Origin of the sequence: Streptomyces sp. NPDC001750, from assembly GCF_042892615.1 — a bacterium.
GTDB lineage: Bacteria > Actinomycetota > Actinomycetes > Streptomycetales > Streptomycetaceae > Streptomyces.
Genome location: NZ_JBIAUE010000037.1, coordinates 27,970 through 54,759, shown reverse-complemented (window position 1 = coordinate 54,759; position 26,790 = coordinate 27,970). Strand labels below are relative to the sequence as shown.

Here is a 26,790-nt window from a genome sequence, read left to right as displayed (position 1 = left end):
GAGATCAAGGCCCGCAAGGGCTGACAACGCGGGCTTCCCTGCCGTTGTCCCGGTCCGGGGCCGTGTGGTGACTTCCCACCACACGGCCCCGGACCGCTTTCTGCGCGGTGGTGTCCCGGGGCGCTTACGACCTCGCCCACGATTGTCAGCGGCGTCGCAGCGTCCGGGACCTCCGCCTCCGGCGTTGTCGTCAGTCCCCGACGCTCCGCGTCGACTCCCTCCTCCGCCTTGGATTCGAAGGCCCCAGACACCGCTCCTTCTCCCACCGCCAACGTGGGCGAGGTCGTTACCCGTTCGGGGGGCGGCCTGGTCAGCCCGGCCCGAACATGCAACCCTGACCCGGCCCCACGTTCCCCGACGCACCGTCAGCACGCGCCCTCACCCACGTGACCCGGGCCGCGGGGCGGTTCCTCTGCCCGACCGGTCACGTCGACACCAGCTTTCTGATGCGGGGAAGCACCTCCGCCCCGCAGGAACGGAGTCGCATATGGCACACGGTCGCACCAACCCGCCGAACGCGCACCACGACGACGCCCCGCTCACCTTCGGCATCGAGGAGGAGTTCCTCCTGCTGCACCCGGAGACGAGCCGTCCGGCGGCACAGGCGCCCCTCGTCCTGCGGGCCGCCGCTCCCGCCGCCCCCGCGGCCGGCATGCTGACCGAGGAGATCACGCGGTTCCAGTTGGAGGCCGCCACTCCGGTCTGTCGCTTCGCCGACCAGGCCCACCACCATCTCGCGGCGGCCCGGCGCGCGCTGGCCGAGGCGGCTCAGCGGCACGGCCTCGGTCTCGTCGCCGCCGGCTGTGCCCCGTTCGGCACCCCCGTACCGCTCCCGCTGGCCGACAAGCCCCGCTACCGGCACATCAGTGACCGGTTCGGCGATCTGGTGGAGTCCCACACCGTGTGCGGCTGCCACGTCCACATCGGCATGCCCGATCTGCCCACCGCCCTCGCCGTCTCCAACCATCTGCGGCCCCATCTGCCCACCCTGCTCGCGCTGAGCGCCAACTCGCCCTTCTACCAGGGGCGGGACACCGGCCACGCCAGCTGGCGCAACATCCTCTGGTCCCGGCTCCCCTCCTCCGGCCCCCCGCCGCTGTACCGCACGCCCGACGACTACCACCGCGCCGTCGACGCGTTGCTCGACGGCGGTGCCGCCCTCGATCCGGGAATGGTGTACTGGTTCATCCGGCCCGCCCCACGCCTGCCCACCCTGGAGATACGCGTCGCCGACGTGGCCGCCACCGCCGAGGAGGCACTGCTGCTCGCCCTTCTCGTCCGGGGACTGGCCACCGCGGCGCTCCAGGCCGTCGCGGACGGCCGCCCCGCCGCCGAGGTACCCGACCGGGTTCTCCGTCTCGCCCTGTGGCGGGCCGCGCACGACGGCCTGGAGGGGAACGGCGTGGACACCACGACCGGCACCCTGACACCCGCCCGCGCCCTGCTCGACCGCATGATGAAGGCCGCGCTGCCCGGTCTGGACGCCTGTGGCGACACCACCGTCGTCACCGGCCTCGTCGACCGGCTGCTCCGCTGCGGCAGCGGAGCACATCGTCAGCGGGCCGCTCACGCCCGCGAAGGCCGGATCAGCGATGTCACCGCCCTGCTCGTCGAACAGACCCGCGCTCCACTGCCCGCCTAAGGGCTGTCCCGTAATCCCTGACGGGCGCCCGACGACAGCCGTGGTACCTCGCCGCGTTGTCGGAACGCCCACATACGTCCCGTATGCGGGCACCCCTCCGCCTTGCGATGCACCACATCTGACGCCGCGCGCCGATCCGCCACGGATTACAGGACAGCCCTTAGCACCCCGCCGGAACTCTGCGGTCCCAGAGGGACCGTCAGCCCTGTCAGCCCTGTCAGGGCCGTCAGGGCCGTCAGGGCCGCTGGGAACCGCGTCGGGACCCGCGCGTCTTCGGCTCGGCCGGCCCGCCCGGTGCGCAAATCGTACGGATTAGACTCCACGGCAGTGGGCGTCGTCACGCACGGATCGGCGCCCGAGTACACAAGAGGCCGTCGGGTCTGGAGGCATGGCTGTGCACGGTGAGTACAAGGTCCCCGGCGGCAAGCTCGTCGTCGTCGATCTGGACGTCGAGGGCGGGGCGCTGCGGAACGTACGGGTGGCCGGGGACTTCTTCCTGGAACCCGACGAGGCGATCCTGGCGATCGACGCGGCGCTGGAGGGCGCTCCGGCCAACACGGACACCGCCGGGCTCGCCGCCCGGATCGACGCGGTCCTCCCGGACTCGACGGTGATGCTGGGCCTCACCACCGAGGGAATCGCCGTCGCCGTGCGCCGGGCCCTCGCACAGGCCACCGAGTGGAGCGACTACGACTGGCAGCTCATCCACGAGGGCCCGCAGTCCCCCGCCCTCCACATGGCGCTCGACGAGGTCATCACCGCCGAGGTGGCCGCGGGCCGTCGCCCGCCGACGCTGCGGGTCTGGGAGTGGGCCTCCCCCGCCGTGATCATCGGGAGCTTCCAGTCCCTGCGCAACGAGGTCGATCCGGCCGGTGCCGAACGGCACGGCGTCACGGTGGTCCGGCGGGTGTCCGGTGGCGGTGCCATGTTCGTGGAGCCCGGCAACACCATCACGTACTCGCTGTCCGTCCCGGACGCCCTGGTCTCCGGCCTGTCGTTCGCCGACAGTTACGCCTATCTCGACGACTGGGTGCTCGGGGCGCTCGGCGACATGGGCATCAAGGCCTGGTACCAGCCGCTGAACGACATCGCGACCGAGATCGGGAAGATCGCCGGTGCGGCCCAGAAGCGCATCGTGGGCGCCGGCGGCGGTCCCGGTGCCGTGCTGCACCACGTGACCATGTCCTACGACATCGACGCCGACAAGATGCTCGACGTCCTGCGCATCGGCAAGGAGAAGATGTCCGACAAGGGGACGAAGAGCGCCAAGAAGCGCGTCGACCCCCTCCGTCGGCAGACCGGTCTCCCTCGCGAGACCGTCATCGACAACATGATCGAGTCCTTCCGCAGGCGCCACGGCCTCACCCCGGGCAAGGTCACCCCGGAGGAGATGGCCAGGGCCGAGGAGCTCGTACGCACCAAGTTCACCACCGCCGAATGGACCGCCCGGGTGCCGTGACCGCCCTGGTCCCGTGATCTGCGGGGGTCCGTGATTTGCGGGGGGTCCGTGACCCGCCACGACATCGCCCCGCCGGTCGCACACCGCGTGCGAGCGGCGGGGCGGTGTCGGTTTCGATGTCGGTGTGCCGCTGTGGGGGGCGGCTTCGGGACCGCGTCCGCACGAGCGGGCGGCCCCGAGGGAGCCGGCGTCTACAGGTCGGCGGTACCGGTCAGGCTCCGCCCGGTTTCCTGCTGCCGCGGCACAGCGGTCCGGGCCCGCGAGGTCCCGGCCTCCCCCGCCTCGTTCCCGGGCTCCGTGGCCTGCCCCGCCGTCAGACGGGCCGCGAACCGGGGCCAGACGAAGAGGACGACGGGGAAGATGGCATAGCCGATGCGGGTCGCCGGGGACAGCACGATCGCGAAGAGCAGCCCCAGCGCGAGCCGGTCCGCTGCCGCGACGGGGGTCCGCGGCGGACGCACCAGCAGGGACACGCCCACGCCCAGGGCGCTCAGCCCGATGAGCACCATGGTGACCGTCTGCCCGTGCGGGACCAGGGTGACGATCAGATGCCCGAGCAGCGGACTCGCCGCGGTCGACGCCGCCTCGGCCAGTCCCGACGGGTAGAGGACCACGTTCTGGTAGAACGCGTCCATGTCCACCAGCGCCACGGGCACGGTGCACAGCACCGCGATCCCGACGGCGAGCACCGCGCTCCTGACGGCGGCACGCCTGCCGAGGCACACCGCGAACAGGGCGACGATCACCGGGATGGCCGGCCAGGCGGTCCACTTGAGCGCGGCGGCGGCGCCGAGGGCCAGCCCCGCCCCCAGGTCGTTGCGCCGGTCCGCGAAGGCCAGGGCCAGGCAGACGAGTCCGACGACCGGCGGGTCGACGCCCCCGATGGTCAGCGGCAGCGCGACGACGGGGCAGGCGACCAGCCAGAACACGCCCGTCACGGCCGAGGGGACAAAGGCGCCGCCCGCACCGCCCTCGGTGTCCCGCCCCTTGGTCAGCACCCGTACGGTACCGATCACCGCGGCCAGGAAACCGAGCGCGAACCACAGCCGGGCGCTGGTGAACGGGGTGTCGCCGAACAGCACATGGGGAATGCCGAACAGCGCCATTCCGGGCAGGTACGGGTTGAAGTCCGGCACCACGTGCGGAGCGTCGTTGTACACGGTGCCGGAGGAGAACAGCAGGTCGGCCGACCGTTCGACGACCCCGACCTCCATCTGCGCCTTGCCGACGACGGTGAGGTAGAGCAGGGGGGCCACCACCGATCCGGCGGTCGCGACGACGGCGGGAACCCGGGACCACGGCGTGGCTGAACTCAGCGCGACCACGGCCGCGCAGCCGTAACCGACCGCGGCGGCCAGGCCCCAGGCCTCCTGCGCCGTGCCCGAGGGCGAGGACAGCCCCACCGCCAGCGCCGAGACCGCGCACACCAGCAGCACCGGCCAGTCCCAGCGCCGCTTCCGGGTCGACGTACCGCTCGCGGGCCCGGATCCGGCTCCCGGTTCCTGCTTCCGAATCGCTGTCGACATCCGTCACCAGCCCCGGTCGGATATTCGGGGACCGGGCACCACCACACGGTGCGCGCATGGGCGCACCCCGCGTACGGACTGATCACATGGGGGGAAGGCGGAGATCATGCACGGGACTATACTCACCGGTCATAGATCATATGGTCGCGTGCGCACATGATCACGCGACGGGGGCCGCCGCGTGCGGCGCGGACGGAACACGGTCGGTGAACCCCTCCCGGCCGCCGCTCCGCAGGAGATTCCGTCGCCGCTCCGCGGGAGACTCAGCCGCCGGTCCGCGGAAGATCCTGTTCGGTCCAGATGACCTTTCCCTCGGGTGTGTAGCGGGTGCCCCAGCGGCGTGTGAGCTGGGCGACCAGGAAGAGGCCACGACCGCCCTCGTCCGTGGTCCTGGCGTGCCGCAGCCGCGGTGAGGTGCTGCTGGTGTCGGAGACCTCGCAGATCAGGACGGACTGACGCAGCAGCCGCAGCCGGATCGGTCCCGTCGCGTATCTCACTGCGTTGGTGACCAGTTCGCTGACGATCAGCTCGGTCGTCATCTCCAGCTCCTCCAGGCCCCAGCTGCGCAGCAGACGTGCGGTGCGCGACCGCACGCCCGCGACGGCCGCCGGGTCGGAGGGCACCTCCCACGAGACGACGTGCTCGGCGCTCAGCTCGTGGGTACGGGCCAGCAGCAGGGCCACGTCGTCGGGCTGCGGGGCCGGGAGCAGCTGCTCGACGACCGAGTCGCAGAGCGCGTCCAGGGGCAGTCCGCACTGGGCCAGGGCGCCGCCGAGGCGGGACATGCCGAGTTCGGGATCCCGGTCCCGGCCCTCGATGAGGCCATTGGTGTAGAGGGCGATCAGGCTGCCTTCCGGGAGGTCGATCTCCGCTGTCTCGAAGGGCATTCCGCCCAGCCCGAGCGGTGGTCCCGGGGGCAATTCGGGAAAGCTGACGCGCCCGTCCGGGGAGACGACGGCGGGCGGCGGGTGGCCCGCGCGGGCCATGGTGCAGCGCTGGGTGACCGGGTCGTAGATCGCGTACAGGCAAGTGGCGCCGAGCACGGTCATGCCGCTCGCCCCACCCTCGGGTTCCTCCTCGCTCAGACGCAGCACGAGGTCGTCGAGGTGGGCCAGGAGTTCGTCGGGCGGGAGGTCCATGTCGGCGAGGGTGTGGACGGCGGTGCGGAGCCTGCCCATGGTGGCGGCGGCGCTGATGCCGTGTCCGACGACGTCGCCGACGACCAGGGCGACCCGGGCTCCGGAGAGCGGGATCACGTCGAACCAGTCTCCCCCGACCCCGTCCTTGGCGTCCGCCGGGAGGTACGAGGACGCCACGTCCAGGGCCATCCCTCCGGGCAGGGTGTGCGGGAGCAAACTGCGTTGCAGGGTGAGCGCCGCGGCGTGCTCGCGGGTGTAGCGGCGGGCGTTGTCCACGCTCATCGCCGCGCGGGCCACCAGCTCGCGGGCGGGCAGCACGTCGTCCGGTTCGAACGGGACCAGGTTCACCGAGCGCACGAAGGTGGTCAGCCCGAGGACCGTGTCCCGGGCCCGCATGGGGACCGCGATGAGGGAGTGCAGCCCGAATTCGTGGATGCGTTCCGCGCGCGCCGGCTGCTCGACGCTCAGCAGACGGCTGAGGGATTCGAGGACCGGGATCAGGACGGGTTCGCCCTCGACGAGGAACCGCGCGTCGTACGGCGGCGGCACGAAGTCCACCAGGTCCCCGATCCGGCAGACCGCCTCCGGGACGCCCTCCCGCACCGAGCTCATGGCGGCGCGGCGCATCCTGGGCCGGGACGAGGCGGCATTCGTACGCACGGCGCCCCTCCCGGAGAGCGGCGTGGCAAGGCCCCCCGGGGGCGCGTGTCCCGGGTCGCCCGGCCACAGCCCCGGTTCCTCGGGGCGGGCCACCGGTTCCAGCAGGTCGACGAGGACGAGGTCGGCGAAGCGGGGCACCGCGAAGTCGGCCAGTTCCTGGGCGGTGCGCATGACGTCCAGGGTGCTGCCGATACTGGCTCCGGCGTCGTTGACCAGGGCCAGGCGCTGCTGGGCCTTCCACCGGTCGGTGACGTCGGTGACCATGTAGCAGATGCCGCTGACGGCGCCCTCGCCGTCGGTCAGCGGGAAGAACGAGGTGGAATACGCACGCTGTCGGTGCGGATCCGCCCAGCTCCAGCCCCGGTACTCGTAGTCGATGACGGGGACGCCCGTGTCCAGCACCCTGCGCATCAGCGTCTCGATGGCGTCGGCCTCCAGCCCCGGGAGCACGTCGCTCATGCGGCGGCCGATGCGCTGCTCGCGCGGGACGCCGCCGATCCGCTCCAGGGTGTCGTTCACCCAGAGGTAGCACAGCTGCGGGTCCATCACGGCCATGCCGATCGGCGAACTGGTCAGGAATGCGTCCAGCACGGACTGCCCCACCACCCATTCCGCCCTCCGTTCCCGGGCGGAGACCAGGAACGCCTCCCGGCCGTCCAGCTGGAAGGAGGCGGAGACCCGCAGATCCACCTCGGTCCGCCGGCCGTCGCGCCGCCGCACCTCGCCGACCCCGGTCCACCCGGCGCCGGCACGGCACCGTTCGGCGATTCCCGCCACGCGGACCGGGTCCCCGGCCGTCGCGAGCAGGAACGCGGCGGGGCGCCCGACGACCTCGGCGGAGCGGTACCCGAGGAGGTCCTGTGCGCTCTGCGTCCATCCGATGACCGTTCCGCTTCCGGAGAGCACCGCCGTCGCGTCGTTCGCCGTGTCGAAGGCGGTGTGGAGGTTGCTGAGGAAACTGGGCTGCGGCGGTTCGGCGCCGGGCGCGGACTGCGGGCCTGCGGACGCCATACTGCTCACCACCCATCCACTCCACTCCACTCCACTCCACTCCATGGTCCTGCCTGCGGCGCTCCGGTGCGAACGTCGGCGGCGCCCCGCCGTGCGGACAACGGTGCGCGCGGGGAGTCGTCGGGGGCATGCGGCACATGCCGTCGGCGGGGAGCCGGCATCCGCCGGGCATGGCCGGCGGGCGCGATCGCTCGTCACGGGTCCGGTGGGCCGCTCGGGTGGTCCGGCGACGGGCCGACCGGCCGGGGCCCGTCTTCGAACCGCCGTCGTCCGACCGGAGGCCGACCGCCGACGCGACCACGAGGGGACGGAACGGTAACGACCTCGCCCACGATGGGCAGTGGAGGAAGGAGCGGCGTCTGGGGCCTTCGAATCCAAGGCGGAGGAGGGAGTCGGATGGGGTCTCCCCTGCTCGAAAGCAGCTGAGAGCTCGGGGAAGGAGCGTCGGGGACTGACGACAACGCCGGAGGCGGAGGTCCCGGACGCTACGACGCCGCTGGCAATCGTGGGCGAGGCCGTAAGGTCACCGCCCGCCCGTGGCCGGGGCGGGACGGGCGGCGGGCGGCCGGAACTCGTACCAACGGCGTTCCGCCTCCAGCTGAGCGGCGAGCGAGATCAGCCGTTCCTCGCTGCGGGAAGGGCCGAGCAGTTGGGCGCCGACGGGCAGCCCCTCGGAGGTGAACCCGGCCGGAACATTGACGCCCGGCCAGCCCAGCACGTTCCAGGGCCAGGCGTACGGGCACGCCTCGGCCATCGCCACGTCGGTGCGCCAGGCACTCAGCCCGTCGAACCTGCCGATCGGGGGCGGCGGCAGGGCGGTCGTCGGAGTGAGCAGCACGTCGTAGCCGGTGGCCGCGCCGGGCGCGCGGAAGAACGCGCCGATCCGGCGGTGCTGGCTCACTTCCCGCGCCCTGGCCGCGCGCACCACCCGGCCACCGAGCCGGGTTCCGGTGCGCAGCGCGCTGCGGGTGCGGGGGTCGAGGAGCGCGGGGTCCGGATGGCGGGCGGCGAGTTCGGCGATCCCCGCGGTGGCGCGGGGGACGAAACCGAGCCCGATCAGCCCGTAGCGGGGCCGGGCCTCCTCGACGTCGTGGCCGAGGAGGGCGAGCGTCTCGGCCAGGGCGGTGACGGCCCGGCGCACGTCGGGGTGGGGCTCGGCACGGGTGAGGGTGAGCGGGGGGCGCCAGGCCAGGGCGATGCGCAACCGGCCCGGTTCGCGGCGGGCGGCGGCCGATGCCTCGACGGCGGGCGGGCGGTGCGGATCGTCCGGGTGGGGCCCGGCGACCGCGTCGAGCAGCAGGGCCGCGTCGGCGACGGTCCTGGCCAGCGGTCCGTTGACGGTGAGTCCCTGGAAGGCGTCGCTGTGGGGGTGGACGGAGATCCGGCCGCGCTGCGGTTTGATGCCGACGAGGTGGGTCCAGGCCGCGGGGATCCTGACGGAGCCGGCGCCGTCCGACCCGAGGGCCGCGGGCACCAGTCCGGCGGCGACGGCCGCGGCGGATCCGCCGGACGAGCCGCCGGGGGTGTGCCCGGTGTGCCACGGGTTGCGGGTGGCGCCGAAGGCGGGGCCCTCGGTGAACGGCCACTGGCCGAGTTCGCAGGAGTTGGTCTTGCCGACGATCACGGCACCGGCGGCCCGCAGCCGTCGCACGGCCTCGCTGTCGGCGGCGGCCGAGGGCAGATCGCCGCCGCAGCCGAAGTAGGTCGGCATCCCGGTGACATCGGTGTCGTCCTTGACGGCGACGGGCACCCCGAGCAGCGGCAGCCGCTCCCCCGCCGCGAGCCGACGGTCGGCCTCGGCCGCCTCGGCGAGCGCGGCATCGGCACGCAGATGACGGAACGCGTTGAGGGTGTCGTGGCACGCCTCGATACGGGCCAGGGCCTCGGACACCAGCCTCTCCGAGGTGGTGCGGCCCTCGGCCAGCTCCCGTGCGCTGTCGGCCAGTCCGGTCGGGTGGGCCGGTCCGGTGGCCGCCACGGCTTCCGTTGAGGACATGGGTTGCCCGCCTTCCTCGTGTCGGCGGGTGCGCGCCGCGCCCGCACCCGTATGACCGCAGGCCCTTACCGGAGGGTAACCAGTTCGGGACGGTCCGCTCAACCGTTGGGCCCGAAGCGGTCTTCCCTGTGCCGCGGCCGGAAGGTTCACCGGCTCGCGACGCCCGGCACGGCACCTCGCCACGTTGTCGCCTCACCCGAGTACGTCCCGTACGAGGGCGGTCCTCCGCCCTGCGATCGCACGCACCGGACGACGCTCCTTCCGGGCAAACCTTGCCGCTCCCGGCACTGGCGACGGCGCAACGCGGCCCGCCCGCCCCGGCGTGCGCCGTCGCGCACGGCATCCCGCTGCGTCGTACGCTCGGATGGATCGGACCGCACGCCTGGACCGGCCCCTACGGGCTCGTGGAGGGAGGCGCCGTGATCACCACCACCCGACGCACCGGCGCACGCCGGATCGCCCTGGCCGCAGCCCTGTGGGCGGTGGCGGGGCTCGTGAGCGGCGGCGTCCTCGGGGGCGGTACGGCCCGGGCGGACAACGGCATCGACACGCTCTCCGCCCAGCAGATCGCCGACCGCTCGCGCGACGCGCTGCTCGGCGTCCGTTCCCTGCACCTCGGCTCGCGGGGCGACCTCAGCGGCCGCAACCCGTCGGCGGAGCTGACGCTCACCATGGACCGGGACGGCAACTGCGACGGTTCGGTGGACCTCGGCGGCGGCCGGGGTTCGGTCCGGATCGTGAAGCGCGCCGACGACGTGTGGCTCAAGCCCGACGCGGACTTCTGGAAGAACCAGGTGCCGGTCGGCGGCCCGGCGTTCGCCGCGATCCTCGACGGGCGGTACCTGAGGGCTCCGGCCGACGATCCGAGGCTGCACGGTGTGACGGCCGGATGCGATCTGGACCATCTCCGCCGACTGGTCGTCGACAACGCGGAGAACGACCGGGGCACGCTGAACAAGGGCAGGCGCACCACGCTCGACGGAGCCCCGGTGGTACCGCTGACCCGGATCAGGGACGGCCGGACGCTGACGATGTACGTCGCCGCCACCGGCCGGCCCTACCCACTGAGGATCACGGTGGAGGGCGGCGGGGCGCACGCGGTCGCGGACCTCTCGGCGTTCGACACGCCGGTGCCCGCGACCACCCCGCCGCCGGACGAGACGTACGACATCAACGCTCTGCCGGGCCGTACGACGGCGCCCCTGTGAGCGCGGACCGGCCGCTGAGCACCACGTACAGCAGCAGCGACGAGACGAGCCCGACCGCCCATCCGTAGTCCGCGAGCGGCTTGAGGAACGGGATCAGGCCGTCGGCCGGGAAGGGGCCGGTGCCGGGAGCGGAGTGGGAGCCGCCGATCGCGAGGACGCCGCCCACCGCGAACGCGACGACGGCCCGCGGGTTCCAGCCGTTCGCGTACCAGTACCGGCCGCCGGGACGGTAGAGGTCCGGGAGGTCGAGCACGGTGCGCCGGACGATCCAGTAGTCGGCGATCAGGATGCCCGCGACCGTGCCGAGCAGCCCGCCGACCAGTCCGAGCCAGGTGAAGATGTACAGCTCGGGCGTGCCGGTGAGCTTCCACGGCATGATCAGCACGCCGACGACGCCCGTGATCAGGGCGCCCGTGCGGAAGCCGATGAAGCGCGGGGCGGCGTTCGCCAGGTCGTACGCGGGTGACACGACGTTCGCCGCGATGTTCACGGACACCGTCGCGACCAGCACCGTCACCAGGCCGAAGAGCAGACCGAAGACGTTGTCGGTCCTGGCGACGAGCTGGACCGGGTCCCAGATCGCCTCCCCGTAGACGGCCTGCGAACCGGAGGTGACCAGGACCGACAGCAGCGCGAAGAGCGTCATGGTGGTCGGCAGTCCGAGCGCCTGGCCCCGGATCTGGGCGCGCTGACCGGCCCCGAAGCGGGTGAAGTCGGGGATGTTCAGGGAGAGCGTGGCCCAGAAGGCGATCATGCCCATCAGGGAAGGGAAGAAGACGGGCCAGAACTCCTTGCCCCAGCCGAGCCGCGAGGGCTGGTCCAGCAGCGGACCGAAGCCGCCCGCCCGTACGGCGATCCAGATCAGCAGCACCGCGGCGCCGACGATGACGAACGGTGCCGCCCAGTTCTCGAACCGGCGCAGGGCGTCCATCCCCCGGTAGATGATGGCGAGTTCGAGCGCCCAGAAGAACAGGAAGCACAGCCAGAGCGTCCACGGCTGCCCGGCGACGACGGAGGCGGTGGCCCAGCCGCCGAAGATCTTCCCGAGCAGCGTGAAGATGCCGACGCCGCCGATCCACGTCTGGATGCCGAACCAGGCGCAGGCCACCGCCGCCCGGATCAGGGCGGGCAGATTCGCACCGCGCAGCCCGAAGGAGGCCCGGGCCAGAACGGGGAACGGGATGCCGTACTTGGGCCCGGCGTGTCCGGTGAGCAGCATCGGTCCGAGCACGATGACGTTGGCGAGCGCGATGGTGAGAACGGCCTGCTTCCAGTCCATGCCGAGGGCCACCAGGCCGGAGGCGAGCAACCAGGACGGGATGTTGTGGGCCATGCCGACCCAGAGCGCGGTGAAGTTGTACGTCGTCCAGCGGCGCCGTTCCAGCGGAACGGGCAGCAGGTCCTCGTTGGCGAAACGACTGTCGGCGGGGACGTCGCCCGGGGCGAGTTCGACGCGGTCCGTGCCGTCGGTCGTCCGGCCGTGCGGCGATGCCGGTGGGAGAGGCGGTGTGGGCGGGGTCGGTGGGACGGTCGAGGTCATGGCGGCTGGACCCTTCGCTCGGGAGCGGTGCCGTGCGGTGCGGGGCTGTGCCGTGCGTGTACGTGGGGGACTTACGGCCGTGGGGCGTACGACGGTGGTGGCGGGCCCACCACCGTCGTGATCGGCGGGACGGGCGAACGGGATGGGCCTCCGGGTCGTCGAACGGACCGGGCCGTGGCGCGCGGTGGCGGGTGTCAGGAGGTCAGGGCGGGGATGATCCGGGAGCCGTAGGCGTCGATCGTCTCCTCGCGCGCGTCGTGCATCGCGTAGACGGCGAACTGGTCGACACCCAGGTCGCGCAGGGCGCGCAGCTTCTCGATGTGCGCCTCGGCGGGTCCCAGGACGCAGAACCGGTCGACGATCTCGTCCGGCACGAACGCGGTGTCGGGGTTTCCGGTGCGGCCGTGGTGGCTGTAGTCGTAGCCGTGCCGGTCCTTGATGTACGCGGTGAGTTCGTCCGGGACCATGCCGGAGTGCTCGCCGTACTTGGCGACGAGGTCCGCGACGTGGTTGCCGACCATGCCGCCGAACCAGCGGCACTGCTCTCGGGCGTGGGCCAGGGCCCCTGGCGAGTCGTCGGCGGTGACGTACGCGGGTGCGGCGACGCAGATGGTCACGGAGCGCGGGTCGCGGCCGGCCCGCTGCGCCGCGTCCCGCACCGCCTTGACCATCCATTCGGTCAGGAACGGGTCGGCGAGCTGGAGGATGAAGCCGTCGGCCTTCTGCCCGGCGAGGGCGAGCGCCTTGGGACCGTAGGCGGCCATCCACACCGGCAGCCTGCCGTCCTTCACCCAGGGGATCCTGAGCGACTGCCCGTCGACGACGGCCTCCCGCCCCTCGGCGAGGTCGCGGATGACGCCGATGGCCTCGCCCAGACGGGCCAGGGTGTTGGGCTTGCGCCCCGCGACCCGCATCGCGGAGTCGCCCCTGCCGATGCCGCAGACGGTGCGGTTGCCGTACATGTCGTTGAGGGTGGCGAAGGTGGAGGCGGTGACCTCCCAGGTGCGGGTGCCGGGGTTGGTGACCATGGGGCCGACGACGAGGCGGTCGGTGTGTTCGAGGATCCGGCTGTAGATGACGAACGGTTCCTGCCAGAGCACCGCGGAGTCGAAGGTCCAGCCGTGGCTGAAGCCGTTGTGTTCGGCGCGGCGCATCAGGTCGACGACCGAGGAGGCGGGCGGGTCGGTCTGGAGGACGAGTCCGAAGTCCATGCGGGTGCTCCTAGTCCAGGTACTGGCAGGTGGCGCGCGGGGTGTACGTGCCGTGACCGGCCCGGCCGGTGAACTTCCGCCCGTCGATGACGAGTTCGCCGCGCGAGAGGACCGTTTCCACCCGGCCGGTGATGCGCTTGCCCTCGTAGGCCGAGTAGTCGACGTTCATGTGGTGGGTCTCGGCGGAGATGGTGTGTTCGGCCGCCGGGTCGTAGATGACGACGTCGGCGTCGGCCCCCGGGGCGATGGTGCCCTTCTTCGGGTAGAGGCCGAACATCCGGGCCGGGGAGGCGCAGGCGATCTCGATCCAGCGGCGGCGTGAGATGTGTCCGTCCACGACCGCTTGATGGAGAAGGTCCATCCGGTTCTCCACGCCGGGCATCCCGTTGGGGATCTTCGAGAAGTCCCCGCGCCCCAGTTCCTTCTGGCCGGTGAAACAGAAGGGGCAGTGGTCGGTGGAGACCACCTGGAGTTCGTCGTTCCTGAGGCCCCGCCAGAGGGCTTCCTGGTGCTCCCTGGGGCGCAGTGGGGTGGAGCAGACGTACTTGGCGCCCTCGAAGTCCGGCTCCGCGAGGTTGTCGGTGGACAGGTAGAGGTACTGCGGGCAGGTCTCGCCGAAGACCGGCAGCCCCTTGCGGCGGGCGGCGGCGAGCTCGGCGACGGACTCGTCGGCGGAGACGTGGACGACGTACAGCGGGGCTCCGGCGACACGGGCGAGCTGGATGGCGCGGTGGGTGGCCTCGGCCTCCAGCGCCACCTTGCGGACGTCCCCGTGGTGGCGCGGATCGGTGCGGCCGGCGGCCAGGGCCTGTTCGACGAGGACGTCGATGGCGATGCCGTTCTCCGCGTGCATCATGATCAGGCCGCCGTTGTGGGAGGCCCGTTGCATGGCGCGCAGGATCTGTCCGTCGTCGCTGTAGAAGACGCCGGGGTACGCCATGAAGAGCTTGAAGGAGGTGACGCCCTCCGCGACGAGGAGGTCCATCTCCTTGAGCGAGGACTCGTTCACGTCGGAGAGGATCATGTGGAACGCGTAGTCGACGGCGCAGTTGCCGTCGGCCTTCGCGTACCAGGCGTCGAGCCCTTCACGGACCGCGTGCCCCACGGTCTGGACGGCGAAGTCGACGATCGTGGTGGTGCCGCCCCAGGCGGCCGCCCGGGTGCCGGTCTCGAAGGTGTCCGAGGCGTAGGTGCCACCGAAGGGCATCTCCATGTGGGTGTGCGCGTCGACGCCGCCGGGGATGACGTATTTGCCGGTGGCGTCGATGCTCCGGTCGGCGCTCCAGCTCCCGGCGGCCTCGCTGTCGGGTGTCGCGAGCGCGGCGATGCGGCCGTCCTCGATGAGCACGTCGGCGTGGATCTCGTCGGACGCGGTGATGACGAGACCGCCGTGGATGACGGTGCGGCTCATGTACCCCTCCTCACTCTGGCGGAACGGGTCTACGCACGTAGACAGGTGCGTGGTGAAGAACGTAGAAGCGGGTCACCCACTGTGGCAATACCGCTGCGATCAACGGCTGAAGACGTTTCCGTTTCCGCCGCCCGGCACTCCACCGGCGTACAGCGCGCGACGGGCGGCGGCACCCGCATCACCGCCCCGTCGATAACGAATTGATGACGGGTCTGGTCCAGATGTTGGGTACGGTTCATGTGCTCGTCCCGTACGAGGTGTGGTCCGCTCACCACCGACCGCGAACCTCGGACACACCGCCGGGCGCCCCCTTCCGCCCTGTCCGGTGCCCACCGACCGATCCCCGGAGGATCACCTGTCCCTGTCGCGCTCCGCGCGTACGGTGCTGGCCGTCGCCGCCGTCGCACTGCCGCTCGCCACCACGGTCGCCCACGCCCGGGATTCCGGCACGCCGACCGCCGCCGCGTACGCAGGGCTGCCGTCCGGTACCAAGCTGGCGAAGACGCTCGTCATCGGTATCGACGGCGCCACCTTCGACGCCTTCTCGCGCGCCGACGTCCCGAACCTCAGGCAGCTCATGGCCAAGGGGCTGACCGCGCGCAGCAACCTCTACGCCTCCCCGATGGCCCCGACCGTCTCCGGCGCCGGCTGGTCGTCCATCGCCACGGGCGTCTGGCCCGACAAGCACAACGTGAAGGACAACAACTTCACGAACCCGAACTACGGCCAGTACCCCGACTACGCGACCCGGCTGGAGACCGCCGGCCCGGCCGTCTCCACGCTGGTCGTCGGCACCTGGGGCCCCGTACCGCAGAAGATCTTCGGCGCGAAGACCGATCTGCGGATCGCGGGCGGCGACGACGAGGGCACGACCGCCAAGGCGGCGGACTACCTCGCCAACGGCAACCCCGACTCCACCTTCGTCCACCTCGACGAGGTCGACGGCGCCGGTCACGGCACCGGGTCCGCCGGCCCCGCGTACATCAAGGCCCTGCACACCGCCGACGCCCAGGTGGGCCGGCTGCTCGACGCCGTCACCTCCCGGCCGACGTACGCCGACGAGGACTGGCTCGTCGTCGTCACCGCCGACCACGGGCACACCCCCACCGGCGGCCACGGCGGCAACACCCCACTGGAGCGCGGCACGTACGTGATCGCCCAGGGCAAGGGCATCCGGCCCGGTTCGGTACGCGACGACGTCAAGATCACCGACATCGCACCGACCGTCCTGCGCCACGAGGGCGTCGCCACCGACCCCGCGTGGAACCTCGACGGCGCCGCGCTCGACGAACTGAAGCCGGACGCCTTCGACGCGCTGCGCGGCTCGCTGCGGGGCCCCGTCGACGAGACCAGGCTCCCGGCCGACGCCAAGGGGTGGACGAACACGGCACCCGAGGGCTGGTCCATCGACAACTCGAAGATGCCCGGCGGCGGCGTCACCGAGTGGCGCGGCTGGGCCTTCGCCACCGACGAGTTCTGGACCGACGCCGAGCACGGACAGGGCCGCGAGACCAACGTGCGGGCCCGCGACGTGTTCGCGGTCGCCGACTCCGACGAGTGGGACGACAAGGCGCACGCCGCCGGGCAGTTCGACTCCACCCTGATCAGCCCGGAGTACCGGCTCAACGGGGCGGAGAAGGCGACCGTCTCGTACGCCACGAACTACCGCGTCGACGGTCCCCAGAGCGGCGACGTGTACGTGTCCTACGACGGCGCCGCGCCGCAGCTCGTGAAGTCGTACCGGAGCGACGTGAACACCGTGGAGCGGCTGGAGCTCACCGTTCCGGCGGGCGCCGGGACGGCCCGTCTGAGCTTCCGTTACACCGGTACGAACAGCGCGTTCTGGACCGTGGACCAGGTCTCCTTCGCCCAGCCCGCCCCGCCGTCGCAGCTCGCCGTCGACTCGCTGCGCGCGGAGACGAATCTGCTCGGCAGGCCCGGCTCCGGCTCCCCCTGGAAGGTCACCGCGCACGCCGTGGTGCGGACCGCGCAGGGCGAGCCGGTGAAGGGCGCGAAGGTGGCGGCCGAGCTGACCGTCGACGGCACGGTGCGCGAACTGACCGGCACGACGAAGAAGGACGGCTCGGTGACGTTCAAGGTCACCGTCCCCCGGGGCGTCGCCGAGGCCGCGCTCACCGTGACGGACGTGCGCCACCAGGGCCTCGCGTACCACGGCGAGCTCGACCCGGTCCGCACCCTGGACCTCGACCGGCCCACCGGCCACCGGGGCTGACCGTCCGGCCGGGCCCCGGAGGCACCCGGACCTCGGTGCCCGAGGCCCGGGACCACCCCCGAGGACCGGCAGGGTCCGGCCGGGGCGCGCACGCGGGACACGCGGGCCCCCGGCCGGACCGCTCCCCCGGCACCGCGCCACTCATCCCACCGTGCGAAGGGCGCTGCCCAGGATCTCGGCGCCCTCCTCCGCCTCCGGGATGGTCAGCGAGAGCGGCGGCGCGATCCTCAGCACACTCGTGTCGTGGCCGCCGCCCTTGCCGATGAGCAGGCCGCCCTCCCGGGCCGCCTCGAGCACGGCGGTGGCCGCCTCCGGGTTCGCCTGGTCCGTGCCCGGCTTCACCAGCTCGATCCCGATCATCAGTCCCCGGCCGCGCACCTCCCGTACGCAATCGGAAGCGGCACCGACCGCGCGCAGCCGTTCGATCAGCAGTCCGCCGACGCGGCGGGCGTTGCCCTGCAGATCGTGTTCCAGGAGATACGAGAGATTGGCGAGTCCGGCCGCCATCGTGACCGGGGACCCGCCGAACGTCGAGATCGAGTTCGCGTCGAGGCAGTTCATGACCTCGGCGCGGGCCACCACCCCGCCGATCGACATGCCGTTGCCGATGCCCTTGGCGAACGTGAGGATGTCCGGCGGCCCGTTCCGGCCGTGCGCCTGCCAGCCCCAGAAGTGCTCGCCGGTGCGGCCCCAGCCGGTCTGCACCTCGTCGGAGATCCACAGGATTCCGTGCCGGTCGAGAACCCGGCGGAACGCCGCGTACAGGCCGTCCGGCGGCGAGGTGAAACCGCCGACGCCCTGGATCGGTTCGGCGATCAGCGCGGCGGGCGGGCGGGTGTGGCCGAGCAGGTCCTCCAGATCGGCGACGCAGGCCGCGATGAACTCGGCGTCGCCCAGGTGCGCGTACGGCCCCCGGCTGCGGACTCCGCCGTGCACGTACAGCGTCTGCAGCGGGGACAGATTCGTGGGCGACCAGGCGCTGTTGCCGGTGACGGCGACCGCGGAGAACGATCTGCCGTGGTAGCTGTTGCGCATCGCGAGGACCTGGTTCGACCGGCGGTACGCGGTGGCGAGCAGCAGGGCCGTGTCGTTCGCCTCGGTTCCGGAAGTGGTGAAGAAGACCCGGGCGTCCGGGATGCCGGAGAGCGTGGCGACCCGCTCGGCCAACTCGACCATCGGACGGTTGAGGTAGAGCGTGGAGGAGTGGATGATCCGCCCGGCCTGCTCGCCGACCGCCTTGGTCACCTCGGGCAGGGCATGGGCGGTCATGGTGGTGAGGATGCCGCCGAAGAAGTCGAGATAGCGCCTGCCGTCGGCGTCCCAGACGTGCCGGCCCTCGCCGTGGGTGATCTCCAGCGGGTTCTTGTAGTAGAGCGTCAGCCAGCCGGGACTGACGGCGAGATGCCGTTCGTGCAGGCTGCTCACGGCTCGACCAGTCCCTCGTACGCGTCGGGACGGCGGTCCCGGTAGAACGCCCACTGCTGCCGGACCTCGTCGAGCAGACCGAAGTCGAGGTCGCGCACAACGAGTTCCTCCTCCTTGTCGGAGGCGACGTCACCGACGAACTGTCCGCGCGGATCGACGAAGTAACTGCTGCCGTAGAAGTCGTTGTCGCCGTACTCCTCCTGTCCGACGCGGTTGATCGCGGCGATGAAGTACTCGTTGGCGACAGCGGCGGCGGGCTGCTCCAACTGCCAGAGGTAGGCGGAGAGGCCGCGCGAGGTGGCGGAGGGATTGTAGACCAACTGGGCTCCGTTGAGCCCGAGTTGCCGCCATCCCTCGGGGAAGTGCCGGTCGTAGCAGATGTAGACGCCGACCTTGCCGACGGCCGTGTCGAAGACCGGCCAGCCGGCGTTCCCCGGCTTGAAGTAGTACTTCTCCCAGAATCCCTTGACCTGCGGGATGTGGTGCTTGCGGTACTTGCCGAGATACGAGCCGTCGGCGTCGATGACCGCGGCGGTGTTGTAGTAGAAGCCGGACTGCTCGACCTCGAAGACCGGCACGACGATCACCATGCCGGTCTCCCGGGCGAGTTCGCGCATCCGCCGGACGGTCGGACCGTCGGGAACCGGTTCGGCCCAGCGGTAGTGCTCGGGCTCCTGCACCTGGCAGAAGTAGGGGGCGTTGAACACCTCCTGGAAACCGATGATCCGCGCGCCCCGGCTGGCGGCCTCGCGCGCGTGCTCCTCATGCTTGGCGATCATGGATTCGGTGTCGCCGGTCCAGGTCGCCTGGACGAGTGCGGCGCGTACGACGTGGGACATGAGCTGCTCCTTCGACGCGGCGTCAGAGAGCCTCAACGCGTTTTCTACGCCCGTAGACACGGGCGTAGAGGAGAACGTAAGCCCCGCCACACAGCGGGGCAAGACCATCGCCGTGAACCAGCGGAGTCGATCATGATTCGCACCCGTGCGGTCCAGTTCCGTACCCGCCGCACACCCGCACGGCCCAGGTGCCCCCGTGGTCAACCGTCCCGCCGGGAACGCTCGGGATGCGCCGCGGGGGCGGGGAAGCCGGGTCGCCCTGGGCCGAGGGAGCCGGGGCGGGTGCGGGCGGATCGCCGTTCGCCTCACGCTGCCGACCGCGTCCCACCACAGTCCGTCGGCCTCGGTCGGACGGAGCGCCCCGTATCCGTCGACCGCGCCGCCGCGCTCCAGCACGTCCGCGACCTCTTCGAGACGGACGGCCGGGGACGGCCGTCCCTCGTCGAACAGCCCGCCCTCGCCGTGACAGCTCATCCCCGGGCGACCCGGGTACGGCCCCTTCCTCATGTCCATCACCTGGGAGTCGCCGTCGCCCTCGTCCCAGGGAATCCACCGGTGGCGTCTCCAGAGGCCCTCCTCCCGCTCCCCCTCGGGGCTGCCCTCCCCCCAACCGGAGCGCGTCGGCCGTATCGCTCCCCTAACCGGAGCGCGCCGACGGGAAGCCGATGAGCAGTTTGTATTCTCGGCGGGGATCCCCTTCCACGCGGCATCTGCGAGAGGAAACACCATGACCACCGAGCCGAGCCCCGACACCCTGCCCGGACTTCTCGATCAGGCCCGCCAGGACTATCAGGCCCTGGCGGGACTCGGACTCGCGCTCGATCTCACCCGGGGCAAGCCCGCGCCGGAGCAGCTCGACCTCTCCGATCCCCTGCTCAGCCTGCCGGGCGGACAGCACACGTCCGCCGACGGCACGGACGTGCGCAACTACGGCGGCCTGCAGGGCCTGCCCGAACTCCGCGAGATCTTCGCCAAGGTGCTCCAGGTGCCGGTCGCGCAGCTGCTCGCGGCCGGCAACTCCAGCCTGGAGCTGATGCACGACTGCCTGGTGCACGCCCTGCTGAGCGTGATACCCGGCGCCGAATCGCGCTGGGTGGACCGGGAGCGGATCGCCTTCCTGTGCCCGGTGCCCGGTTACGACCGGCACTTCGCACTCTGCGAGCGGTTCGGCATCGACATGATCCCGGTTCCGATGACCGCCGACGGCCCGGACATGGAGACCGTGGAGCGGCTCGTCGCCGACGATCCGACCGTCAAGGGCATCTGGTGCGTGCCGAAGTACAGCAACCCGGACGGTGTCTGCTACAGCGACGCGACCGTGGCCCGGCTGGCCGCCATGAGCACCGCGGCACCCGACTTCCGGATCTTCTGGGACAACGCCTACGCCGCCCACCACCTCACCGACGAGCCGGTCGAGATCGCCGATCTGCTCGCCGCCTGCGCCGAGGCTGGCAACCCGGACCGGGCGTTCGTCTTCGGCTCCACGTCGAAGATCACCGCGGCGGGTGCCGGAGTCGCCTTCTTCGGTTCGTCTCCCGCGAACGTGCAGTGGCTGCTCGGCAACAACGCCAAGCGGTCCATCGGCCCCGACAAGATCAACCAGCTGCGGCACGTCCTGTTCCTACGGGACGCCGACGGCGTGCGTGCCCACATGGAGCGCCAGCGGGCCCTGCTGCAGCCGAAGTTCGAGGCGGTGGCGCGGATCCTGGACGCCGAGCTGGGCGGTACCGGCCTCGCGACCTGGACGTCCCCCAAGGGCGGCTACTTCGTGACCCTGGAGGTGCCGGACGGCTGCGCGAAGCAGGTCGTGCGCCGGGCCGCCGAGGCGGGCATCGTGCTGACCCCGGCCGGCGCGACGCACCCGTACGGCGACGACCCGCGTGACGCGGTGATCCGCATCGCGCCCAGCTACCCGGGCCTCGCGGAACTGGAGCAGGCGATCGCCGGACTCGCCGTCTGCGTACGTCTCGTGGGGTACGAGCAGCGGGCCCGGTAGGCACGCGCGGGCCGCACCCCGGCCCGGAACGGAACGGTGGTCACCTCGCACGATCCCGGTGCGGGTGGCCACCGTTCCCGTTTCATCGGGTCTCCTTCGCGTCCGCGAGACGTAATCCACTGGCCCGGGGGCGCGGCCTCGGTTAACGTCTCCCACGTGCCCAACGAGACGGATCGTTTCGTCTCTCTACAGACCTACGGGGAACGCCGGGGACACCCGGAGCTGCCTGGACATCCGGGGCTGCCGGACCGGCAGCATCCGCGGAGCGCGGCGGTCCCCATGAACGCGAGGAGGGAGTTCGTGGACCCGAGAGATCCGAGAGATCGGACGGCCCCGGGAGGTCCGGCGGACCTGGTGGAGACGGCAGACCTGACGGACTCCGCAGACCTGGCGGACACCACAGCCCTGACGGACCCGGCGGACACGGCGGGCCGCGGCCGGACGGTCGGCATCGCGAGCAAGGAGGATCCTGTGCCGGACACGAGAACCTGGTTCATCACCGGCGCATCCCGCGGCCTGGGGCGCGCGTTCACCGAGGCCGCACTGTCCGCCGGGGAGCGCGTGGTGGCGGCGGCCCGCGACATCGACCCGCTCGCGGACCTGGCCGGGAAGTACCCGGACGATCTCGTCCGACTCGCGCTGGACGTCTCGGACCGACGGGCCGTGTTCGCGGCGGTGGACCGGGCGGTGGCGTCCTTCGGCCGACTCGACGTCGTGGTGAACAACGCGGGCGGCCTGCTCTACGGCATGGTGGAGGAGGCCACGGAGGAACAGATCCGTGCCCATCTCGACGTGAACTTCTTCGGCGCGGTGTGGGTGGCCCAGGCCGTCGTCCCCCATCTGCGCGCGCAGGGCTCGGGACGCCTCCTCCAGATCACATCCATGGGTGCCGGTGGCGGCATGGCCACCGTCGGCTTCTACGGGGCGGGCAAGGCCGCGCTCGATTCGCTCAGCGAGGCGCTGGCGATGGAGGTGGAACAATTCGGCATCAAGGTCACCTCCGTGCAGATGGGTGGGTACGACACCGAACTGTTCACCACGGGCACCACGACGACCGCACCCGATCCGGCCTACGACACGCTGCGCGCCGGGATGGCGGAGACATGGGGCGACGACGCGGGGCCGGATCCGCGCACGGCGGCGCCCGCGCTCATGGAGCTGGCCGGACTGCCGGAGCCACCGCGACGGTTGATCCTCGGCAGCCGGTCGTTCGATCTCGTCCAGGAGATGAAGCAGGCCCGAGCCGAGCAGGACCGGGCCTGGGAACACCTCAGCCGCCTGGCCCCGGGCTGATCCCCCGCCGGGCGTCGAGGGCCGGACCTCCCCGCGCTCACCGGGCGACACCACGGGCGTCCCGGCCGCCGTCCCCTGGTGGTTGTCGTCAACCGCCCCGTGTTCTCCTCCCCGTTGCACCGTTCCCGTTCGGGTGATGTGGTCGGCGCGGCGAGGATCTCGGAACGGTCTGGGCAGGCTCCGAGCGATCAGCCTTGAAAGGGGGACGTCGTGGGACTGTCACGCGAGTTCGGACGCGGCTTCAGCGAAGGACCGACACCTTCCGATGCCGCGGGCACACCCTCCCTGCCCTACCCGAGCGGCTGGTCCGCGCTCGCCTTCTCCGGCGAGTTGCGGCCGGGTACCGTACTCACCCGGCCGCTCGCGGGTCAGGACGTGGTCCTCTACCGGCTCGGTACGGGAGCGCTGCGGGCCGTCCAGCCGTACTGCCCGCACCTCGGCGCCCATCTCGGCCTGGCGACGGTCGACGGCGACGATCTGGTGTGCCCGTTCCATTTCTTCGCGTTCGGCCCGGACGGCAGGTGCGTTCGGACGGGGTACGACACCAGCCCACCGAGATCACCCCTGATGCAGCTGCCGGTCCACGAGGTCAACGGTGCCGTCTTCGTGTGGCGGCACCACGACGGCCGCGCCCCGGACTGGTTCGTCCCCCCATGGCACCGGATCGGGCACGGTCCCGCCCGTACCGCCGCCTGGGAGCTGGCCGGGCACGCCCAGGAGGTCATCGAGAACTCGGTGGACCTCGGGCACTTCGCCACCCTGCACGGCTGGAAGAAGGCCGAGATGGGCGGTCCCGTCGTGTACGACGACGCCCGGTTCCACGTGTCGATGCGGGCCCACGAATCCGCCCCGGTGCTCGGGGACTTCGAGGTCGAAATCGAGGTCGACGGCTACGGCCTCGGCTGTCTGCACGCCGATGTGCACACGCCCCGCATCGGGCTGCGGATGTGCACGATGGTGATGCCGACGGCCATCGCCCCCAACCGCATGCAGTTCCGGCAGCAGAACCGCGTCGCCTTCTCGGAGCCGGCCCGGCTCCCGGCGCCGCTGGCCCGCACGGTGAGCCGTGCCGCCGCCCGGCTTCTGGACCGCGCCATCTTCCGGTCCAGTTGCGAGTTCACCGCCGCCGACTTCCCGATCTGGCACCACAAGCAGTACCGGCAACCACCCCGCCTCGCCCCCGGCGACGGCCCCATCGGCCCGTTCCGCCGCTGGGCCCGCCGGTTCTACCCACCACCGGCCGAGGACGCAGCGTCGCAGCCGGCCTGAGGGCTCCCCCATGACGCCACGCGTCCGCAAGGCGGTTCCGCAACCCCGCCCTCGGCTGGCGGATCGTGAAGGACGGCGTGGACGGCAGCGCGGCCAAGAGCCCGCAGATCGTTGCCGAATCCAAGGAGCGCGACTTCTCACTCGACGTGCGGCTGCACAGAGCGAGCAAGGCCGGGAATGCTCCCGACCTCCTGGAGGTCACTGTCGAGTCGGCCTGCTATCGGGCGAAGTGAGGCGCGGCTCCGCGCCCTCGCCCCCTTCGATCGCAGCCGCGACCTACCCAGGGGCTGTCCCGTAAACCCTGGCGGGCGCCCGACGACAGCTGCGACGCCTCGCCGCATTGTCGGAACGCCCGCGTACGTCCCGCATACGGGCGGCCCTCCGCCGTGCGATGCACCACACCCGACGCCGCGCGCCGATCCGTCATGGATCACGGGACAGCCCTTGGTCGATGCCGCTCCCCAGCGTCCAAGGACTCCTCTCGGCATGCCGCCGCCCAGCGGCATGCGGCGCCCACCGGACGGGACCGGCCGCGGCCCCGGAGAGCCGTCGGCCGGAGGAGTCAGGAGGGACCGCCTACCCGGCCAGCGGCACCGCGTCCGGTTCCGGGGCGCAGCGGGCGAGGAGGTCGTCCAGAGAGAGTCCGAGGGCGCCGGCCAGGGCCGCGACGGTGAAGAAGGCGGGGGTCGGGGCGCGGCCCGTCTCGATCTTGCGCAGCGTCTCGGCGGAGATACCGGCGCCCGCCGCGATCTCGACCATGCTGCGTCCGCCGCGCGCCTCACGGAGCAGTGCTCCGAGGCGTTCGCCGCGGCGGCGTTCCTCCGGGGTCAGGGGCGTTCGTACCATGCCGTCATTCTAATACCGCTCGAACCGGTATAGTAATTGGCATGGTGAAGCTGAAGACAGACACATCCATCCAGGCCATGCGCGAGAGCGGCCGGGTCGCGGCCCGGCTGCTGACGGACGTACGGGCGGCGGCGGCGGTCGGCGTCTCGTTGCGGGAGCTGGACGAGGTGGCCCGGGGGGTGCTCCGCGAGGCGGGCGCCGGATCGCCCTTCCTGAACTACCGGCCGCATTTCGCTCCCACCCCGTTCCCCGCCGTGATCTGCGCATCGGTCAACGACGCGATCGTGCACGGCATCCCGACCGACCAGCGACTGCGGGACGGCGATCTGGTGAGCATCGACGCGGGCGCGACGCTCGACGGCTGGGCGAGCGACTCCGCGATCAGTTTCACCGTCGGGCGCGCCCGGTCCGAGGACACCCGGCTGATCGACACCGCGTTCGCGGCGCTGGACGCGGGGATCGCGGCGGCGGTCGTCGGCAACCGGATCGGGGACATCGCGCACGCGATCGGCACGGTGTGCCGCAAGGCCGGTTACGGCATTCCGGAGGGGTTCGGCGGCCATGGCGTGGGGCGGTCCATGCACGAGGACCCGGCCGTCCCCAACGAGGGGCGGCCGGGTCGCGGCATGCCGTTGCGGCATGGAATGGTCCTGGCCATCGAGCCGATGCTGATCGGCGGCGGCGTGGACACCTTCCGCGAGGACCGGGACGGCTGGACGCTGCGCACCACGGACGGCTCCCGCGCGGCGCACGCCGAGCACACCGTGGCCATCACCGACGACGGTCCGCGCATCCTGACCGCATTGTGACCCCGCGCCCGTTCCCGCCCCCGGCCCCGGCGCGTGCCCGCACCGCGGGAAGCGCCAGTGCCGCGACCGGAAGGGTTCACCGGCTCGCGAGGCACGGCACGGCACCTCGCCGCGCTGTCGCCCTCACCCGAGCACGTCCCGTACGAGGGCGATCCTCCGCCTCGCGACGCACCGCACCGGACGCCGCGAGCTTCCCGGCAACTCTCCTGGCCACAGCACTGGTGCCGCTCCCGGCAACGTTTGCCCCGTCGCACCGTCCGGCACGCACTCCCCAAGGCCTTAAGGGCCAGGGGGACCCCCTTCGGCGTTGGCCGAGAGCCCACGTAGCCCCGCTACGAGGGCTTTCGGCCGCCTGCGATCAATGGGGGTCTCCCCTGCTCGAACAAGGCTGAGAGCTTGGGGAAGCACCGGACGACGCTCCTTCCGGGCAAACCTTGCCGGTCACGGCACTAGTTGTTCTGAATGAACTGCTTGGCGAGCGCCTCGCCCGCCGTGACGGCGGCGCTGTGGCTCTCGATCGGGGACGCCTTGGAGTTCTTGAACAGGATGTAGGTGACGCCCGACTCGGCGCCGCCGGTCTCCGGATCGGGATCGATGCCGAGCGCCTTGGCGGTGGCGTACGAGGCCTCGCCGATGATCTTGCTGGGGCCGGTGTCGCCGACGACGGCGTACTCGACCTTGTTGTTGTAGATGACGGCGACGATGCCACCGCCCTTGATCCCCGCGTTGCTGTAGTTCCAGATGCTGCTGCTGCTCGGTACGACCACGTACGGCAGCTTCTCGGCGTTCAACGGCTTGTCGTCGGAGGTGTGGAATGCCGTGTCGGGCTGGAACCACGGGTCGGTGTCCTCGTTGCACGCGGCGGTGATCTGGCCGTCGCAGTCGATGTCCATGTCGGCCTTCCAGAACACGGCACCGTTCTTGCCGCAGACCGGCACGGTCGCCGAACTCTCTTCGTCCGTACGGTACTTGCCGTTTGATATCTGCGAGCACGAGGTGACCTTGGCCAGCAGGTCGGCCGCGCTGACGGAGCCCTCCTCGACCCCCGCGCCGGTCGCCGCGGCGGCGGAGCCCGCGCGGGAGGCGGTGGGGGCGGCCGCGGCGTCCGGCGCGGGGCGGGCCTCGGCGGCCGACGACAGCGCGGCGGTCGCGAACAGGGTTACGACGGAAGCTGCGGAGAGGGCGAGCGTTCGAGTACGCACAGGGGGTGGCCCTTCTATTAGGAAACTTTCCTTACCGACGCCGCAAAGATGGACCCGAGGCCATGCCCTCGTCAA

At 71.7% G+C, this 26,790-nt stretch carries 19 protein-coding genes; 9 read left to right on the top strand and 10 right to left on the bottom strand.

All coding sequences use genetic code 11. The features are described from left to right. Positions 1-487 precede the first annotated feature (487 nt). Both ACFYY6_RS34340 and ACFYY6_RS34335 read left to right on the top strand, forming a co-directional pair. Positions 488-1,642, top strand: coding sequence for a glutamate--cysteine ligase (locus ACFYY6_RS34340; protein WP_351525608.1), 1,155 nt, complete (start codon positions 488-490; stop codon positions 1,640-1,642). A gap of 394 nt (positions 1,643-2,036) precedes the next feature. After that, positions 2,037-3,101 carry a biotin/lipoate A/B protein ligase family protein gene (locus ACFYY6_RS34335; RefSeq protein WP_351525610.1) on the top strand — a complete coding sequence of 355 codons (1,065 nt, stop codon included), beginning with the start codon at positions 2,037-2,039 and terminating at the stop codon, positions 3,099-3,101. A 191-nt stretch (positions 3,102-3,292) separates the two neighbouring features. On the opposite strand, the gene ACFYY6_RS34330 is transcribed toward ACFYY6_RS34335, so the two are convergent. The 3 genes from ACFYY6_RS34330 to ACFYY6_RS34320 all read right to left on the bottom strand — a co-directional run bounded on the left by ACFYY6_RS34330 (position 3,293) and on the right by ACFYY6_RS34320 (position 9,433). Further along, complete coding sequence (locus tag ACFYY6_RS34330; RefSeq protein WP_351525607.1) at positions 3,293-4,627, bottom strand: glycosyltransferase family 87 protein; 1,335 nt, start codon at positions 4,625-4,627, stop codon at positions 3,293-3,295. Between the two features lie 263 nt (positions 4,628-4,890). After that, entirely contained in the window at positions 4,891-7,437 is a 2,547-nt protein-coding gene (locus ACFYY6_RS34325) for a SpoIIE family protein phosphatase (protein WP_351525609.1), read from the bottom strand. Between the two features lie 523 nt (positions 7,438-7,960). Beyond that, positions 7,961-9,433, bottom strand: coding sequence for an amidase (locus tag ACFYY6_RS34320; protein ID WP_351522164.1), 1,473 nt, complete (start codon positions 9,431-9,433; stop codon positions 7,961-7,963). A gap of 419 nt (positions 9,434-9,852) precedes the next feature. Here ACFYY6_RS34320 and ACFYY6_RS34315 point away from each other — a divergent pair, with 419 nt between their 5' ends. Further along, the gene (locus ACFYY6_RS34315) at positions 9,853-10,641 is read left to right on the top strand and encodes a hypothetical protein (protein WP_389197234.1); all 789 of its coding nucleotides are present in this window, start codon (positions 9,853-9,855) and stop codon (positions 10,639-10,641) included. On the opposite strand, the gene ACFYY6_RS34310 is transcribed toward ACFYY6_RS34315, so the two are convergent. From ACFYY6_RS34310 to hydA, 3 genes are all read right to left on the bottom strand, one after another. Then, positions 10,604-12,181 carry an NCS1 family nucleobase:cation symporter-1 gene (locus ACFYY6_RS34310; protein ID WP_389197232.1) on the bottom strand — a complete coding sequence of 526 codons (1,578 nt, stop codon included), beginning with the start codon at positions 12,179-12,181 and terminating at the stop codon, positions 10,604-10,606. The genes ACFYY6_RS34315 and ACFYY6_RS34310 overlap by 38 nt on opposite strands. 194 nt (positions 12,182-12,375) lie before the next feature. Further along, the gene (locus ACFYY6_RS34305; RefSeq protein ID WP_351522168.1) at positions 12,376-13,392 is read right to left on the bottom strand and encodes a TIGR03842 family LLM class F420-dependent oxidoreductase; all 1,017 of its coding nucleotides are present in this window, start codon (positions 13,390-13,392) and stop codon (positions 12,376-12,378) included. 10 nt (positions 13,393-13,402) lie between these two features. Then, positions 13,403-14,803 (bottom strand): dihydropyrimidinase, encoded by a 1,401-nt coding sequence (gene hydA, locus ACFYY6_RS34300; RefSeq protein ID WP_351633554.1) that lies wholly within the window; start codon positions 14,801-14,803, stop codon positions 13,403-13,405. 325 nt (positions 14,804-15,128) lie between these two features. Between hydA and ACFYY6_RS34295 the strand changes: the two genes are divergently transcribed. Then, positions 15,129-17,036: an alkaline phosphatase family protein gene (locus tag ACFYY6_RS34295; RefSeq protein ID WP_389197230.1), complete on the top strand. Its 1,908-nt coding sequence runs from the start codon at positions 15,129-15,131 to the stop codon at positions 17,034-17,036. Positions 17,037-17,177: 141 nt separating this feature from the next. Here ACFYY6_RS34295 and ACFYY6_RS34290 read toward each other — a convergent pair whose 3' ends face one another. Together ACFYY6_RS34290 and ACFYY6_RS34285 are read right to left on the bottom strand one after the other, a co-directional pair. After that, on the bottom strand, positions 17,178-18,461 hold the full coding sequence (locus ACFYY6_RS34290) for an aspartate aminotransferase family protein (protein ID WP_351633548.1): 1,284 nt from the start codon (positions 18,459-18,461) through the stop codon (positions 17,178-17,180). Beyond that, positions 18,458-19,300: a nitrilase-related carbon-nitrogen hydrolase gene (locus ACFYY6_RS34285; protein ID WP_351522176.1), complete on the bottom strand. Its 843-nt coding sequence runs from the start codon at positions 19,298-19,300 to the stop codon at positions 18,458-18,460. The genes ACFYY6_RS34290 and ACFYY6_RS34285 overlap by 4 nt, the downstream gene beginning before the upstream one ends. A gap of 727 nt (positions 19,301-20,027) precedes the next feature. On the opposite strand from ACFYY6_RS34285, the gene ACFYY6_RS34280 reads away from it, so the two are divergent. The 4 genes from ACFYY6_RS34280 (at position 20,028) to ACFYY6_RS34265 (ending at position 24,091) form a co-directional block, all read left to right on the top strand. Then, positions 20,028-21,296, top strand: a complete 1,269-nt coding sequence (locus ACFYY6_RS34280; protein ID WP_389197227.1) for an aminotransferase class I/II-fold pyridoxal phosphate-dependent enzyme — start codon at positions 20,028-20,030, stop codon at positions 21,294-21,296. Between the two features lie 354 nt (positions 21,297-21,650). After that, entirely contained in the window at positions 21,651-22,589 is a 939-nt protein-coding gene (locus ACFYY6_RS34275; protein ID WP_389197225.1) for an SDR family NAD(P)-dependent oxidoreductase, read from the top strand. A gap of 210 nt (positions 22,590-22,799) precedes the next feature. Beyond that, the gene (locus ACFYY6_RS34270) at positions 22,800-23,858 is read left to right on the top strand and encodes a Rieske 2Fe-2S domain-containing protein (RefSeq protein ID WP_351522184.1); all 1,059 of its coding nucleotides are present in this window, start codon (positions 22,800-22,802) and stop codon (positions 23,856-23,858) included. 65 nt (positions 23,859-23,923) lie between these two features. Further along, complete coding sequence (locus tag ACFYY6_RS34265; protein ID WP_388653017.1) at positions 23,924-24,091, top strand: hypothetical protein; 168 nt, start codon at positions 23,924-23,926, stop codon at positions 24,089-24,091. A 343-nt stretch (positions 24,092-24,434) separates the two neighbouring features. Here ACFYY6_RS34265 and ACFYY6_RS34260 read toward each other — a convergent pair whose 3' ends face one another. Then, positions 24,435-24,704: a helix-turn-helix domain-containing protein gene (locus ACFYY6_RS34260; protein WP_073782390.1), complete on the bottom strand. Its 270-nt coding sequence runs from the start codon at positions 24,702-24,704 to the stop codon at positions 24,435-24,437. A gap of 41 nt (positions 24,705-24,745) precedes the next feature. Here ACFYY6_RS34260 and map point away from each other — a divergent pair, with 41 nt between their 5' ends. Continuing rightward, on the top strand, positions 24,746-25,513 hold the full coding sequence (gene map / locus ACFYY6_RS34255; protein WP_351522188.1) for a type I methionyl aminopeptidase: 768 nt from the start codon (positions 24,746-24,748) through the stop codon (positions 25,511-25,513). A gap of 449 nt (positions 25,514-25,962) precedes the next feature. On the opposite strand, the gene ACFYY6_RS34250 is transcribed toward map, so the two are convergent. Next, positions 25,963-26,715, bottom strand: coding sequence for a glycoside hydrolase family 75 protein (locus tag ACFYY6_RS34250; RefSeq protein WP_386609661.1), 753 nt, complete (start codon positions 26,713-26,715; stop codon positions 25,963-25,965). Between the last annotated feature and the right edge of the window lie 75 nt (positions 26,716-26,790).

Coding starts and splice junctions, on each gene's coding strand:
- ACFYY6_RS34340 (WP_351525608.1), top strand. CDS start 488: ATGGCACACGGTCGCACCAACCCGCCGAACGCGCACCACGACGACGCC.
- ACFYY6_RS34330 (WP_351525607.1), bottom strand. CDS start 4,627: ATGTCGACAGCGATTCGGAAGCAGGAACCGGGAGCCGGATCCGGGCCC.
- ACFYY6_RS34325 (WP_351525609.1), bottom strand. CDS start 7,437: ATGGCGTCCGCAGGCCCGCAGTCCGCGCCCGGCGCCGAACCGCCGCAG.
- ACFYY6_RS34320 (WP_351522164.1), bottom strand. CDS start 9,433: ATGTCCTCAACGGAAGCCGTGGCGGCCACCGGACCGGCCCACCCGACC.
- ACFYY6_RS34310 (WP_389197232.1), bottom strand. CDS start 12,181: ATGACCTCGACCGTCCCACCGACCCCGCCCACACCGCCTCTCCCACCG.
- ACFYY6_RS34305 (WP_351522168.1), bottom strand. CDS start 13,392: ATGGACTTCGGACTCGTCCTCCAGACCGACCCGCCCGCCTCCTCGGTC.
- hydA (WP_351633554.1), bottom strand. CDS start 14,803: ATGAGCCGCACCGTCATCCACGGCGGTCTCGTCATCACCGCGTCCGAC.
- ACFYY6_RS34285 (WP_351522176.1), bottom strand. CDS start 19,300: ATGTCCCACGTCGTACGCGCCGCACTCGTCCAGGCGACCTGGACCGGC.
- ACFYY6_RS34280 (WP_389197227.1), top strand. CDS start 20,028: ATGACCACCGAGCCGAGCCCCGACACCCTGCCCGGACTTCTCGATCAG.
- ACFYY6_RS34260 (WP_073782390.1), bottom strand. CDS start 24,704: ATGGTACGAACGCCCCTGACCCCGGAGGAACGCCGCCGCGGCGAACGC.
- map (WP_351522188.1), top strand. CDS start 24,746: ATGGTGAAGCTGAAGACAGACACATCCATCCAGGCCATGCGCGAGAGC.